The 14,671-nt window shown below is 63.9% G+C and carries 9 protein-coding genes; all 9 read left to right on the top strand.

Features of this window, described 5'->3' with window-relative positions:
• Positions 1–8 precede the first annotated feature (8 nt).
• The 9 genes from UNPA324_RS11215 (at position 9) to UNPA324_RS11260 (ending at position 14,490) form a co-directional block, all read left to right on the top strand.
• Positions 9–959, top strand: a complete 951-nt coding sequence (locus UNPA324_RS11215; RefSeq protein WP_141934703.1) for an ABC transporter permease — start codon at positions 9–11, stop codon at positions 957–959.
• A 3-nt stretch (positions 960–962) separates the two neighbouring features.
• A complete protein-coding gene (locus UNPA324_RS11220) occupies positions 963–1,838 on the top strand; it encodes an ABC transporter permease (protein ID WP_141934704.1) in 876 nt (291 codons plus the stop codon).
• Positions 1,839–1,879: 41 nt separating this feature from the next.
• Entirely contained in the window at positions 1,880–3,208 is a 1,329-nt protein-coding gene (locus tag UNPA324_RS11225; RefSeq protein WP_141934705.1) for an NAD(P)/FAD-dependent oxidoreductase, read from the top strand.
• A 7-nt stretch (positions 3,209–3,215) separates the two neighbouring features.
• Positions 3,216–4,142 (top strand): 2-hydroxyacid dehydrogenase, encoded by a 927-nt coding sequence (locus tag UNPA324_RS11230; protein ID WP_141934706.1) that lies wholly within the window; start codon positions 3,216–3,218, stop codon positions 4,140–4,142.
• A gap of 200 nt (positions 4,143–4,342) precedes the next feature.
• Positions 4,343–6,205, top strand: a complete 1,863-nt coding sequence (locus UNPA324_RS11240) for an ABC transporter ATP-binding protein (protein WP_141934707.1) — start codon at positions 4,343–4,345, stop codon at positions 6,203–6,205.
• Positions 6,206–6,546: 341 nt separating this feature from the next.
• Entirely contained in the window at positions 6,547–7,062 is a 516-nt protein-coding gene (locus UNPA324_RS11245; RefSeq protein WP_128920092.1) for a hypothetical protein, read from the top strand.
• Positions 7,063–7,379: 317 nt separating this feature from the next.
• Positions 7,380–10,700, top strand: a complete 3,321-nt coding sequence (locus UNPA324_RS11250) for an adenylate/guanylate cyclase domain-containing protein (RefSeq protein ID WP_181769360.1) — start codon at positions 7,380–7,382, stop codon at positions 10,698–10,700.
• A 304-nt stretch (positions 10,701–11,004) separates the two neighbouring features.
• Positions 11,005–12,285, top strand: coding sequence for an HlyD family secretion protein (locus UNPA324_RS11255; protein ID WP_245471845.1), 1,281 nt, complete (start codon positions 11,005–11,007; stop codon positions 12,283–12,285).
• A 12-nt stretch (positions 12,286–12,297) separates the two neighbouring features.
• Positions 12,298–14,490: a glycosyltransferase gene (locus tag UNPA324_RS11260; protein WP_141934709.1), complete on the top strand. Its 2,193-nt coding sequence runs from the start codon at positions 12,298–12,300 to the stop codon at positions 14,488–14,490.
• Positions 14,491–14,671 lie beyond the last annotated feature (181 nt).

Raw genomic sequence — 14,671 nt, forward strand, 5'->3', positions numbered from 1 at the left:
AGCCTGAGATGGCCCGTTACGTCGTCAACCGCCTGGCGCAGGCGATCATGCTGCTGGTGATCGTCTCGGCGATCGGCTTTGCCATCCTGCATCTGGCGCCCGGCGGTCCGCTGTCGCAATTCGCGGCCTCCGCGCAGATGACGCAGGAGGATCTCGACCGCGTCACCAGACAGCTCGGCCTCGATCGCCCGCTGCCGATTCAGTATCTCGACTGGTTCGGCCGCATGCTGCTGGGCGATTGGGGCAAGTCCTATCGCGACGGCGGCGCGGTGCTGTCGGTGATCTCCTCGCATCTCGGCGCCACGCTGGAGCTGATGGCGACGGCGACCATCATCGCGGTGCTGCTCGGCTGCTGGATCGGCATCCTCGGCGCGCTGCGCCGCTATTCGCTGTTCGACATGCTCGCCACCGTCGGTGCCATGATCGCGCTGTCGATCCCGACTTTCTGGTTCGGCCTCGTCACCATCTACGTGTTCTCGGTCAAGCTCGGCTGGCTGCCGGCTGGCAATCGCGAGACCGTCGGCGACGGCTCGCTGCTCGATCTCCTGCATCATCTCATCGCGCCGGCGATGGTGCTGGCGCTGGTGGAGACCGCGATGTGGGGCCGCTTCATGCGCTCCTCCATGCTCGAGGTGATCAACCAGGACTACATCCGCACCGCGCGCGCCAAGGGCATGCCGGAATGGCGCATTCTCACGGTGCACGCGCTTCGCAATGCGCTGCTGCCGATGATCACGGTGGCAGGTCTGCAGTTTCCGACGCTGCTCGGCGGCGCGCTGGTGGCCGAGACCGTGTTCACCTGGCCCGGCATGGGGCGGCTGTTCCTCGATTCCATCGGCTATCGTGACTATCCCGTGGTGATGGGCATCCTGATGTTCTCGGCGACCATGGTGCTGATCGGCTCGCTGCTTGCCGACATCCTCTACGCCGTCGTCGATCCGCGCATCCGGGTGGGCTAGGTGATGGCGACCGCGGCCCTCTCCACCGTTCAGCTCGCGCCCGGCCAGGCCGCCTGGCGGCGCTTCCGCCGGCATCGTCTGGCGCTCGCCGGCGGCGTCATCATTCTGGTGCTCGTGCTCGGTTCGGCATTTGGTCCGTATCTGCTGCCGTTCGACGACACCTATATCGACATCATGAAGCGGTTCGCGCCGCCGCTCTCGGGCGCGCACATCCTCGGCACCGACGAGCTCGGCCGCGATGTGCTGGCGCGGCTGATGATGGGCGCGCGCGTCTCGCTGTCGATCGGCTTCGTCGCGATGATGATCGCGATGGCGGTCGGTATCGTCGTCGGCGCCTTCGCCGGCTTCTATGGCGGCCTGATCGGGGCGGTCTTGATGCGGCTTGTCGACGCCGTGCTGTGCTTTCCGACGATCTTTCTTCTGCTTGCCCTCGCCGCGCTCACCGAACCGGGCCTCGTCACCACCACCGTACTGATTGCAGCGACCGCCTGGATGGCGGTGGCGCGCGTCGTCGAAGCCCAGGTGCGATCGCTGAGGGAGCGCGAGTTTGCTGTCGCTGCGCTCGCCTTCGGCTCCTCGAACCTGCGCATCATGTTCCGCGAGCTCGTGCCCAATGCGATCGCGCCGATCGTGGTGGCGGCGACGCTGAACGTCGCGAAGGCGATCCTGCTCGAATCCTACGTCAGCTATCTCGGCTACGGCATCCAGCCGCCGGCCGCGAGCTGGGGCAACATGCTCAACAACGCGCAGATCTATCTCACCAGCGCGCCGTGGCTCGCGATGGCACCGGGCCTCGCCATCACGTTGGCCGTGACCAGCTTCAACTTCCTCGGCGACGGCCTGCGCGATGCGCTCGATCCGCGCATGAACATCCCGTGACGAACAAGACTTCGATCGAAACTGAAATCCAGGAGTGCCCCATGTCACCGCCGCTCAATCGCATCAACAGCGACGAACGCCTGCCGGCGCAGGTGGACGTCGTCGTCATCGGCGGCGGCGTGATCGGCGTGTCCGCGGCCTATCATCTGGCGAAGAAGGGGCATTCCGTCGCGCTGGTCGAAAAGGGCCATGTCGGCGGCGAGCAGTCGAGCCGCAATTGGGGCTGGTGCCGGCAGCAGGGCCGCGCGCGCGAGGAAATTCCGCTGGCACGCGAGGCGCTCCGGCTCTGGGAGGACATGCAGAACGATGCCGGCGTCGATGCCGGTTTCCGTCGCACCGGCGTGCTGTTCCTGACCAAGAGCAAGGACGAGCTCGCAAGCTGGGAGCGGTGGGCCGCGGTCGCGCGCGAGATGCAGGTCCACTCCACCGTGCTGACGCCGGCAGAGGTCGCCGAGCGCGTGCCGGGGAATACCGACGCCTGGGTCGGCGGTCTTCACACGCCGAGCGATGGCCGCGCCGAGCCGTCGATGGCCGTGCCGGCGCTGGCCACTGCCGCGCGCAAGCATGGCGTCAGCATCCATCAGGGCTGCGCGGCGCGCGGGCTGGAGACGCAAGGCGGCCGCGTCAGCGCCGTCGTCACCGAGAAGGGCACCATCCGCACCCAATCGGTGCTGCTCTCCGGCGGGGCGTGGTCGTCGCTGTTCTGCCGCCGCCATGGCATCGAGCTGCCGATCGGCCTCGTCAACGCCACCGCATGCCGGACCACGCCGGCGCCGGAGATCACTTCCGGTGCGCTCGGCACGGATTTCTATTGCATTCGTCGCCGCCTCGATGGCGGTTTCACGTTGGCGCTGCGCAACCGCGGCACGGTCGAGCTGTCGCCCGACCTGTTCCGCTACGCGCGCACGTTCTGGCCGACTTATTTGCATCGCAAGAACGGGCTGAAACTCTCGTTCGGCAAGTCCTTCTTCGAGCAGATCGTGCGCGGCACCAGCTGGAGCCTCGACAAGCCGTCGCCGTTCGAGACTGAGCGCGTGCGCGATCCCGAGCCCGACATGTCACTGGTCAATGCCGCGCTTGCGTCTTTGATCAAGGCGAATCCGGAATTGAACGACATCGAGATCGCCGAAGCCTGGGGCGGCACCATCGACTGCACACCCGACACGATCCCCGTGATCTCGCCGGTCGATGCGCTGCCGGGCTTCTTCCTTGCGACCGGCTTCTCCGGCCACGGCTTTGGCATCGGCCCCGCGGCCGGCAAGCTCGCCGCCGACATCGTGACCGGCGCGACGCCGCTGGTCGATCCCGCCGCCTACAGCCACAAGCGCATGATCGACGGCCGGCGGCTGGCGCCGGTCAGCCCGTTCTGAGGGCCGCATGACGGTTCTCTACAAGGCCAACATGGTGCGCGGCGCCGAATGGGCGCGCTTCTTTGCGGAGCGTGCGCCCGAATTGCCGTTCCGGCTCTGGCCCGATATCGGCGATCCCGCCGACGTGCGCTACCTCGTGACCTGGGTGCCGCCCGACGACATCGCGACGACCTTTCCGAACCTGGAGCTCGTGTTCTCGGTCGGCGCGGGCGTCGACCAGTTCGATGCCACGAAAGTTCCGGCGCACATTCCGCTGGTCCGCATGCTGGAGCCCGGCATTGCCGAGACCATGGTCGAATATGTCACCATGGCCGTGCTGGCCCTGCATCGCGACCTCCTGCAATTCATCAGCCAACAGAAGGAGCGGGTCTGGCGCGAGATCCGGATCACGCCGGCCAGGCGTCGGCGCGTCGGTGTGATGGGGCTCGGCCAGCTCGGGCAGGCCGTGCTCGAACGCCTCAAGGCATTCGGCTTTCCGCTTCTGGGCTGGAACCGGTCGCCGCGCGAGATCGAGGGCGTCGCCTGCTACGCGGGTGCAGAAGCGCTATTCGAATTCCTTGCGCAGAGCGACATCCTCATCTGCCTGCTGCCTCTCACCGATGAGACGCGCGGCATCCTGAACGCGGACCTGTTCGCGCGCTTGCCGCGCGGGGCGAGGCTGGTCAATGTCGGCCGTGGCCCGCATCTCAATGAGGCCGATTTTCTCGCCGCGCTCGACAGCGGCGCGTTGTCAGGTGCGGTGCTCGACGTCACCGATCCTGAGCCGCTTCCCTCAGGACATCCGTTCTGGAGCCACCCGCGCATTTTGCTGACGCCGCACAATGCCAGCATGACGACGCCCGACACCGCCGTCGATTTCGTGCTCGACGTCATCGCCCGCCACCGCCGCGGCGAAGTGTTGCCGGGGCGCGTCGATCGCACGCGCGGATATTGAGGCGCGATGATGATGAGACCGTTGGTGCAGCCACGAGCTCCTCTTACCTCTCCCGCCTGCGGGAGAGGTCGCGCCAAAGGCGCGGGTGAGGGTTCTCTCCTCTGGGGGAGTCTTCGTTGTCGAGACACCCTCTCCCCAACCCTCCCCCGCGAGCGGGGGAGGGAGCGCACCTTCTCTGCGGCAGGCTTCGAGGTCCAGGTATGAGCACCGGCGCGACCAAACCCGAGCAGCTCGTTGCCGAAGCCCCCGTGCTGTCAGTCTCCGGCCTCACCACGTCGTTCATGCTCGAGCGACGATGGATTCCCGTCGTCCGCAACGTCTCCTTCGACTTGGCGCCGCGAGAGACCGTGGCGATCGTCGGCGAGTCCGGTTCGGGCAAGAGCGTGACCGCGCTGTCGATCATGCGGCTCATCCCGAAGGAGATCGGCCGCGTCGAGGGGCGTGTCACGCTGGCCGGCCGCGATCTGCTGACGCTGCCGGAAGCGAGCATGAAGGACATCCGCGGCAACGATGTCGCCATGATCTTCCAGGAGCCGATGACGAGCCTCAATCCGGTGCTCACCATCGGCTTCCAGATTGCGGAGGCGCTGATCCAGCATCGCGGCCTGTCGCGCGCGGCGGCGGAGGCCGAGACCATCCGCCTGCTCGACCGCGTCCGCATTCCTGCGGCGAGGTCGCGCTTCCACGAGCACCCGCATCGCTTCTCCGGCGGCATGCGCCAGCGCGTGATGATCGCGATGGCGCTGGCCTGCAGGCCGAAGCTCCTGATCGCGGACGAGCCGACCACCGCGCTCGACGTCACGATCCAGGCCCAGATCCTCGAGCTCCTCAAGGAGCTCCAGCAGGAGGAGGGGATGTCGATCCTCTTCATCACCCACGACATGGGCGTCGTCGCCGAGATCGCCGACCGCACCGTGGTGATGTATGGCGGCCAGGCGGTGGAGACGGATGCGACTGCGCGTATCTTCGCGGCGCCATCGCATCCCTATACGCGCGCGCTGCTTGCCGCGGTGCCGCGGCTCGGCTCGATGGACGGCTGCGCCCGGCCGATGCGGTTTCCGATCGTCGACAAGGTGACGGGGAGCTCGGACGAGCCGGCGGAGACGCCCGACACCGTCTCGACGGCCGAGCGGCCGCTGCTCGAAGTCGCTGGCCTCACCACGCGCTTTCCGATCCGTTCCGGATTGTTCGGCAAGGTCTCCGGCCGCGTCCATGCGGTCGAGAACGTCTCCTTCACCTTGCGGGCCGGCGAGACGCTGGCGCTGGTCGGCGAGTCCGGTTGCGGCAAGTCGACCACGGGCCGCTCGATTCTCAAGCTGACCGAGCCGGACAGCGGCACCGTGCTGATCGACGGCCAGGATGTCCTCGCCCTGAATGGCCGCACCTTGCGCGACGTTCGAAAGCACATGCAGATCATCTTTCAGGATCCGTTCGCGAGCCTCAATCCGCGCATGTCGGTGGGGACGGCGATCGCCGCGCCCTTGCTTGCCAACGGGCTGGCTTCGGCGTCGCAGGCGCGCGACAAGGTCGCGGACCTTCTCGTGCGCGTTGGTCTTGCCGCCGACATGGCCGCGCGCTTTCCGCACGAATTCTCAGGCGGCCAGCGCCAGCGCATCTGCATCGCGCGTGCTCTCGCGCTCGGGCCGAAGCTGATCGTCGCGGATGAGGCGGTCTCCGCGCTCGACGTCTCGGTCAAGGCGCAGGTCGTCAATCTGATGCTCGACCTGCAAGCCGGCATGGGCCTTGCCTATCTCTTCATTTCGCACGACATCGCGGTCGTCGAGCGCATGAGCCACCGCGTCGCGGTGATGTATCTCGGCGAGATCGTCGAGATCGGCCCGCGCGCATCCGTGTTCGGCAATCCGCAGCATCCCTATACCAAGAAGCTGATGGTCGCCGTGCCCGTGCCCGATCCGTCGCGGCGCGGCACGCGGCGCGACGTGTCGAACGACGAGATCAGAAGTCCCGTGCGTGCGCCGGATTATCAGCCGCCGGTGCGGCAATATCGCGAAGTCTCGCCTGGCCACGTCGTGCAGGTCTGGGGCGAGGAATGGTCGGGCTGACTGCGAGCTCCACATGTCCTCCGGAAATCGTGAGCGGATGGCGCGACAGGGAACAGCGGTATGTGAACCGCTTCATACTCGATCACTCTCTTTCTGAACTACCACGTCCGCAAGAAATTGCCGCACCCGGACCTGATTGACGAACACGGGTGAGATGCAATGCCTGCGCAGCCGCGTGCTCGCAGCTTTGGATTGGCTCCTCGTCTTGCTCACGAGCAAGCCAGCTCCATCACTCAGCACAGATTTTTCAGAAATTGGAATCAAGGGCATCGAGAAACGCGTCCTGGCAGCTTCTATTCGGGTCGGCCGGTAGGCTGCTATTTACTCAGAAGGAGCCCCCAATGAAGATTAGCAGCGCATTTTCCAACGCATTTTCCCTCACAAGGCACGTCGGCAGTCTTCGGATCCCCCGTTCCAGTCTGATCAAGTCGGCCCATATCCTTGAAAGAATTGGGCTGGGAGCCGTTGGAGCCTCTTGCGGCCTCTATGTGGGTGCGACCCTGTTGCGTCAGAAAGGCGGACTGTTTGAAAGCGGCTGGATCGTGCTGATAACAATGATCTACGGAGCTCTCAGTTATTATGTCGGAATCGACTTGGCCGGCAATGTCGCACGGAAGCCGGCATCGAGCATCTCGGAAGAATGGAACGGTTCCGAGCCGGCCGAGATCATGAGTGCAGCCGGTACGTTCAGCGCAGCGATCGCCGCAACTCTGTCGGTCAGCATCCTTGTCCTTGATCAAAATCTGCCTAACGGCCTGATAGGCTTTGTTGCCGGCTGTTGGGTGGTTGGTTCTTCGCTTCAGGTTGCGGCGGGCACGATGGCTCGCAACTACGAAGCGCCCATCAACAAGCAATGAAGGACGTGCGCTCATGGAAGAACGTCCGCTTGACATCGTACGTCAGCACAAGCCGCAGTGTTGGTTCGGCTTCAGGTCTGGAATGAGCAACGACGATTCATCGCAACCTCTGCTGTCCAACGCTGCGCGCCAGCGATGTTTGGTAGCGCAGCCGTTTCGCATCGAGCAGTGTCCCGATCGAAACCGTACCGGTACTGAGTAACCTAGGTTTTCGCACGGCAAACAAGACGTGCCATCATGACCGCGTTGGGATATTCTCTCTGCGCGGCCGTGGTCCAAAATTCTGCTAACTGCCAGTCACAAGATCGGTGGGAGCCATGCAGATTGCGGAGTGGCTCGAGAAGCTGGGGCTTGGGCAATACGCAGAGCGTTTTGCCCAAAATGGCATCGACGTGGGCATCCTCCCCGAACTGATGGACGAGGACTTTGACAAGCTCGGAGTCCTGCTCGGTCATCGCCGCAAGATGCTGCGTGCCATTGCCGAGCTCGATCCAGCCGCATTGATCGCGTCGCCGTCTCCTCCTCACGACGCGGAGCGGCGCCACCTCACCGTCATGTTTTGCGATCTGGTCGGATCGACTGCGCTCTCAGCGCGTCTCGATCCCGAGGATCTGTGGGAAGTGATCCGGGCCTACCGCGCCGCTTGCGCGCGCGTCATTGCCGCTTATGACGGCAGGATTGCCAGATTCGTCGGTGACGGAATCCTCGTCTACTTCGGTTATCCGCGCGCCCACGAAGATGATGCGGAGCGCGCAGTGCGGGCGGGCCTCGACATCATCGCTGCGATTCGCCAGCTCGAGACAGGAGCCGGCGAACGGGTTGAACTGCGGATCGCAATCGCGACCGGGCTCGTGGTGGTCGGCGGCCTCATCAGCGGAGATGCATCTGAGGAGCACGCAACCGTCGGCGATACGCCAAACCTCGCTGCCCGGCTGCAGAGCCTGGCGGAGCCGGGGGCGGTCGTCGTTGCTTCATCGACGCGCCGGCTGCTTGGCGATCTCTTCACCTTCCGCAATCTCGGCCGTCGCGAGGTCAAGGGGATAAGCGAGCCCATCGCGGTCTGGGCGGTGGAAGGAGCGAGCGCATCGGAGAGCCGCTTCGAGGCGGTCCGCGCCGCGCGCTCGATCGGCTTTGTCGGCCGCAAGGACGAGATCGAATTCATTCTCTCGCGCCAGCGGGAGGCATGGCAGGGCTTGGGCCAGATCGTATTGATTTCCGGCGAAGCTGGCATCGGCAAGTCGCGCGTTGTGGCAACACTGTCCGAGAGCCCCTCGCTGGGGACACACCGTCGAGTGCGGTATCAGTGTTCGCCTTATCACACCAACAGTGCACTTCATCCCTTTATCGCGCAGCTCGAGCGCGCCGCCGCAATTCGCTTGAACGACACGCCGGAACAAAAGCTCGACAAGCTCGAGGCCATGCTGGCGCTGGGAACCCAGCAGGTCGCCCGAGCAACCCCGCTGATTGCGGCTCTGCTTTCGATTCCCATAGGCGACCGTTACCCGCCCCTCGGCTTGAGCCCGGCGCAGCAGCGGAGACAGACGTTTGCCGTCCTTCTCGATCAGCTCGAGGGATTGGCGCGAGGCCAGCCTCTGTTGCTCATCTGCGAGGATATGCATTGGGCCGATGCCACGACGCTCGAGCTGTTCGATCTCGCGGTCGATCGGATCAGGGCCCTGCCGATACTCGTGCTCATGACATCCCGGCCGGAGTTCGAGCCCTCCTGGTCGGGCCTTGCCAACGTCAGTCTGTTGCGGCTCGACCGGCTCGACCGGCAGGACACGCGCGCGCTGGTGGAGCAGGTGGTCGTCGGCCGCCAGCTGCCACGCGAGATGATGAAGCAGATCATCGACAAGACCGACGGCATCCCGCTGTTCGTCGAGGAATTGACCAAGATGGTGCTGGAGTCCGGCTTGCTCGTCGAAGATGCCGGACGCTACCGCCTGAATAGTCCGCTGCCGCCGCTTGCCATCCCCGCGACGCTGCAGGATTCGCTGATGGCGCGGCTCGACCGGCTCGCTCCGGTCAAGGAGGTGGCACAGATAGGCGCGGCCATCGGCCGCGACTTTTCGTACGCGCTGCTGAAGACCGTGGCAGGACGCGATGATCTGACCCTGAGGGCTGCGCTGGGACAGCTTGAAGAGGCCGAATTGCTGTTGCGCCGTGGGGCGCCGCCCGAAGCAAATTATAGTTTCAAGCACGCCCTCGTTCAGGAAGCGGCGTACGAGAGCCTGCTCAAGAGCAAACGGCAGGTGCTTCACACGCGAATTGGCGAGGTCCTGCGCGAGAAGTTTCCAGCCGTCGCCGAGACCGAGCCGGAAGTCCTGGCACACCACTTCACTGAGGCGGGGCTGAGCGAGGTCGCACTCGAATGGTGGCGCAAGGCGGGCCAGCAGGCACTGAAACGCTCGGCCTATTCCGAGGCGATCGCGCATCTCGGCAAGGCCATTGCGATCGCAGATCAGTTGCCAGACGAGCCGCGCCGGGTGATGAGCAGGCTGCATCTTCAAATCGCATATGGCCGTGCACTCAGGGGCAGCCTCGGCCATAGCGCTCCCGAAACGGTCGCGGCATGGACGCGTGCGCGCCAGTTCGCAGCCCACATCGATGATCCCGTTGAGCTGGCGCCGGTGCATTCGGGACTCTTCAATGCCTGCCTGACGCACGGCGAACTCGCTCCGATGCGGGAGCTGGCGGACGCCATCAGAAGCGCCGCTGACCGACGACCGGACTCGCCGGTGGCCGCCGTGGTTGCCCATTGGGCGGGCGGCGTCACCTGCTGGTTCGCGGGCGATTACTTGAATGCGAGAACGCATCTCGAGCGGGCGCTGGCGATCTATGGTGCCGAGCCGGATCCCGCGACCTTCAGGGCTTCGGCGCTGGATCTGCCGTTCGTGATCATGAGATTTCTTGCCCTGGTGCTCTGGCCGCTCGGCAGCACCGCTCGTGCGCGCAAGCTTGCCGCGGAAGCGGTGGGTGCTCCGGCAGAAAAACGAGCGCTGTCCCAGGCGAATGCGCTGGTTCATCGCGCAGTGTTCGACGGGATATGCGGGGGCACGCTGCAGCAAACAGAGACGATCCTGGCGCTCGGTCTCGCGCGCGACCACACGATGCCGCTATACGTGGCCGCGGGCACCTACCTGAATGGCCTCGCCAAGTGGCGCGCCGGCGACCGAATGGCCGGATTGGCGGACATGCGTCACGGCTGGACCTCGCTGCGCGAGAACGATTGCTACCTCTGCGAACCGTTTTGGGGGCTGCATGTCGCCATGGCGAATGCGGAGCTGGGCGAAGTCGAGACCGGGCTGGATATCCTGGACGAATTGATCGCCGGGACGGCACAGTCCGGCCAGCATTGGCTTGATGCCGAGCTGCATCGTGTCCGCGGTAAACTCTTGTCGCGCCATGACGGATCCAGTGCCGAAGATGCCCTGAAGCGAGCGCTGGAAATCGCGCGACACCAGCAGACCAGGACTTTCGAGCTGCGCAGCGCGCTTGAACTTGCCCGGCTGCAAGAGGCAAATGACCGAGCGAATGCGATATCCGAGGTGCTCGCTCCCGTGCTCGCTGAATTCGAGGCGGAGCAAAATCTTCCCGAAGTCCTGGAAGCGAAAGAGCTACTTGGGAATGGGCGTTAGCCGCGCCGTGATCGGCGCAAACGCCGCGCCGACTTCAAGCCGGAATGGAGCGATATCCTGATCCTCGATTCGGCAGCCGTAGTTATCCGGTTTTGACACGGCTTAACCTGATGTGGTGAACCCTAGGTATGCTTCTCGTGGTTGCGAAGGCGAGTCTGCCGCGGTGGCGAATCCTGATTTCGGCTGGCGGCAATGTTGTCGGATTGCTCCTTGCCTCAAGGCGCAAACTTCATCCCAACGCCCGACGATTGGTTTGCCTTCGCTGCGGCAGGCGCAGCGACCAAAGCCCATTGGAGATCCAGTCGTGGTTCGTTTGCACGTCGAACGTTTCATTCGCAGCCGGGTTGTTCGTCGAGCCCTGGCGCTCGGGATCATCGCGCTGAGCGGATGGGCCCTGTTGCCGTATGTGACCTACCGAATCGCTCCCTCCGCCTTTGTCAATGCCGAGCTGATGCGGGTGACCGCACCCTTCGCGGGTCAGCTCTCGCCTGATCTTCCGCGCAAGGGCGAATATTTCCAGCAGAGCCGGGTGGTGCCGCTGGTCGGGGCGCGTTCGCCGGACCGCCGACACCTCATGGACCTCGATCAGCAGCTTGCCGTGTCCACCAAACGCGCCGAGCTCGCACGTCGGCAACTCGAGGAAATCGCCGAGCTCGATCGCAAGCTCCGCGAGCGCAGCGAGGACTATCGTTTGGGGATGGTCGCGCGGCTGAGCCACGAAATCGGCGAAACGGAAGTTGAAAAAGGCGGCTGTCTCGCCGAGGCGCGGCAGCGGAACGATGTCGCGGGCCGGATGGAGAGGCTCGTGAAGCTCGGCATCAGTTCGCAGATCCGCTCCGGCGAAGCCCAGGCGTCGCAGGAGGCAACCGCAACGCGGTGCCAGATGGCCGATGAACGCCTGCAGCGCCTCAAGACCGAGTTGGGGGCGGCCGAGAAAGGTCTTTATCTTCGTGGCGATGCCAATGACGTGCCCTACTCCCAGCAGCAACGCGAGCGGCTTGTTCTCCGCCGCCAGGAGCTCGAGACGGACGAGTTGCAAAACAGCTCACGTTCTGCGCAACTGGCCGCGGAAATCGCCGAGGAGCGCGTTCGGCTTGATCGTCTCGATCACTACGATCTGTCGTTGCCTGCCGCCCATGTCGTCTGGTCAGTCGCGGCCAGCCCGGGCTCGATGGTCACGGAAGGGCAATCGGTCCTCGATTTTGCAGACTGCCAACGCCGCTTCATTGTCGTTGAACTGCCCGAGCGCGATTTCGAGAAGATCAAGGCCGGAGATGCGGCTACCGTCCGCCTGATTGGGAGCGGCGAATGGAAGACCGGCCAGGTCCGGCAAGTCCGGGGATCGGCTGCTTACGCCGATGATCGACTGCTTGCGGCTCGGGTGCCGCGGCCTGATCCCGGCAACATTACCGTCGAGATATCGCTTCCCCCAAACGAAACGTGGGCCGACCGCAATGGCTCCTGCGATATCGGACGGCTGGCCGAAGTGCGCTTCGAGCGCAGAGCCGACGGTTTGCTACGATTGGTCAGCTCGAAGTTGAAATGGCTAACCGCGCGCCTGGAGCTCGCCCAGTCGTCCCTGTGAGCGAGGTGTTCCATGCAGGCCATGACCCTGTCTCTCTCTCAGCTGTTCGCGCCGATGGTGGGCATCTTTGCGGCGATGTACCTGTTGGCGCCGACCTTTCCAGTCACGCGCCTTTGGGCACGCGTCGCGGTCTTTGTCGCGGTTTGGCTTGTCGTGGCCCGCTATCTCGAATGGCGTATTTTCACCACGGTGCTGCCGGCAACCGGGACTTGGTATCAGGTCTGCTGGATCTGGTTCTGTCTCTTCGTTGAGCTCCTGACCTTCACGGATCAGTTCATTCTTTATCTGATTTTCCTTCGCAGGACCGATCGCCGCAGCGAGGCAGATCAGCACGAGCGTCGGCTTCGCAGCCTCCCGGATGACGAGCTGCCATCGGTCGACGTCCTTATTCCAACCTATGACGAGCCGTTCGAGGTGCTGGAAAAGACGATCACCGGCGCGCTGTGTCTGGACTATCCAAACTTCCAGGTCTGGGTTCTGGATGATGGTCGCCGGCCTTGGCTCAAGGAACTCTGCGAGGAAAAGGGTGCCGGGTATCTCACGCGCGCCGACAACTTGAATGCCAAGGCGGGCAATATCAATCATGCGCTGACGCAGACGAGCGGCGAGTTCTTTGCGATCTTTGACGCGGACTTCGTGCCGCAGCGCAAATTCCTGATGCGCACGATCGGCTTCTTCGCGGATCCAAAGATCGGAATCGTTCAGATCCCGCACACCTTTTACAACGAGGATCCGATGCAGGCGAATCTCGGCCTGCACAGGGGATTGCCGGACGAACAACGGTTCTTCTTCGATTCAATCATGCCCGCGCGCGACGGCTGGGATGGTGCCTTTTGTTGTGGTTCCAACTCCGTCACGCGTCGTGCAGCACTTCGCGTGGTTGGGGATGCCTTGCCAACCCAGTCCATTACCGAAGACATTCTGCTGACGCTGGTCCTGCTGCGCAAAGGCTACATCACCCGTTATCTCCACGAGCCCCTGGCGATTGGATTGGCGCCAGAAAGCCTTGACGCGTTTTTCGTGCAACGGCAACGCTGGGCGCGTGGCGCGATCCAGACTCTGTATCTCGCCGCCGGTCCGCTCGGCCCCGGACTCGGCTTGATGCATCGGCTCCTGTTCTTTCCGACCCATTGGCTCTCATTGGGCTTGCGGGCGCTCATGGTTGTGGTGGTTCCGATCGTGTTCATGTGGACCGGTCTAGCGCCTGTCGTCGACGTCACCCCCGAGTCGGTCTTCTTTTACTTGTTCCCCGCGATCCTGGCGCTCAACGGCGGCATCTCTTGGTTTGCGCCGCACGTGCACTTTCCGCTGGCCGCTCAGGTGTCGGCGACGATCCAGAGCTTCAAGATTCTGCCGACGGTGCTCGGGACTCTCGTCAAGCCGACGGGACATGCGTTCAAGGTGACGCCCAAGGGAGCTGCCGCGCGGTGCGCAAGCTACGCCGCGGAGATATTCTGGCCGTCGGCGGCGCTGATGGCGTTGACGGTTGTCGGCCTGGTTCTGAACACCATCCCGGAATGGCGGATGATCGATCATCCGGCCGCTTTACCGATGGTCGCCTTCTGGTCGGTGGTGAACATCGTCGTGCTCTTCTTCGTCTGCATGACCTCGCTGCAGGCTCGGATGGGACGCGCCGAGGAGCGTTTCGACGTCGATGAATCGGTCTTGATCCAGACTGGGACCGGCGAACGGCTTTCTGGGCGCGTGAACAACATCTCCCTCTCTGGCGCTGGCGTTCTGCTCGGCTCCGGCATTGACTGTCCTGGCGCTGGAGAACCGCTGCGAGTGCACATCATGCAGGTGGGCTGGATCGACGCGATGATCGTACAACAACGAGGCCGGCTGGTCGGGATGCAGTTCCATTTGCCGCAATCGCTTGAACGAGACCTGCTGATTCGCAAGCTCTTTACCGTCGCCCGTCTGAAGGAGAACGGTGTCATCGCATGCTCCGTGAACAGGGCGATGCTCAAGAACATCTGGTCAATGGCCGTGCCGTTGCCTCAAATTGTTACAACTGGCGCGAAGCCCGCATCGCTCTCGCCGCCGGTGCGTTTGCCGGCAGAGAGCCTGGTCGTTCGGCCTCAACCGCGGATCGACGATTTGGCACATCTTGCCGGAGTCCGAAGCCTGCATCCGGCCAGTTTCACTGAGCCTCACTTTGGCCGAGTGGCCGGCACGTTGAGCGAGGCCGTCAAGTCGGGCTGATTGCTGTGGTGTCCTTCTCGCCCGACCGGTCGATGGGTTATCGATCGACGGTCAAGCCGCTCATCGATGCCGTCGGTCTTCTCCCGGAGCCTTGTCAAAAAACTCAACCGGAACGGGCAACTGTCCCTTAGCCCAAGGCGTTTACGGGGTTGAGGGTGGAGGGAACATCTCTTGATCGATC

The sequence above is a fragment of the Bradyrhizobium sp. UNPA324 genome, from assembly GCF_006658635.1.
GTDB classification, from domain to species: Bacteria; Pseudomonadota; Alphaproteobacteria; order Rhizobiales; family Xanthobacteraceae; genus Bradyrhizobium; species Bradyrhizobium nanningense.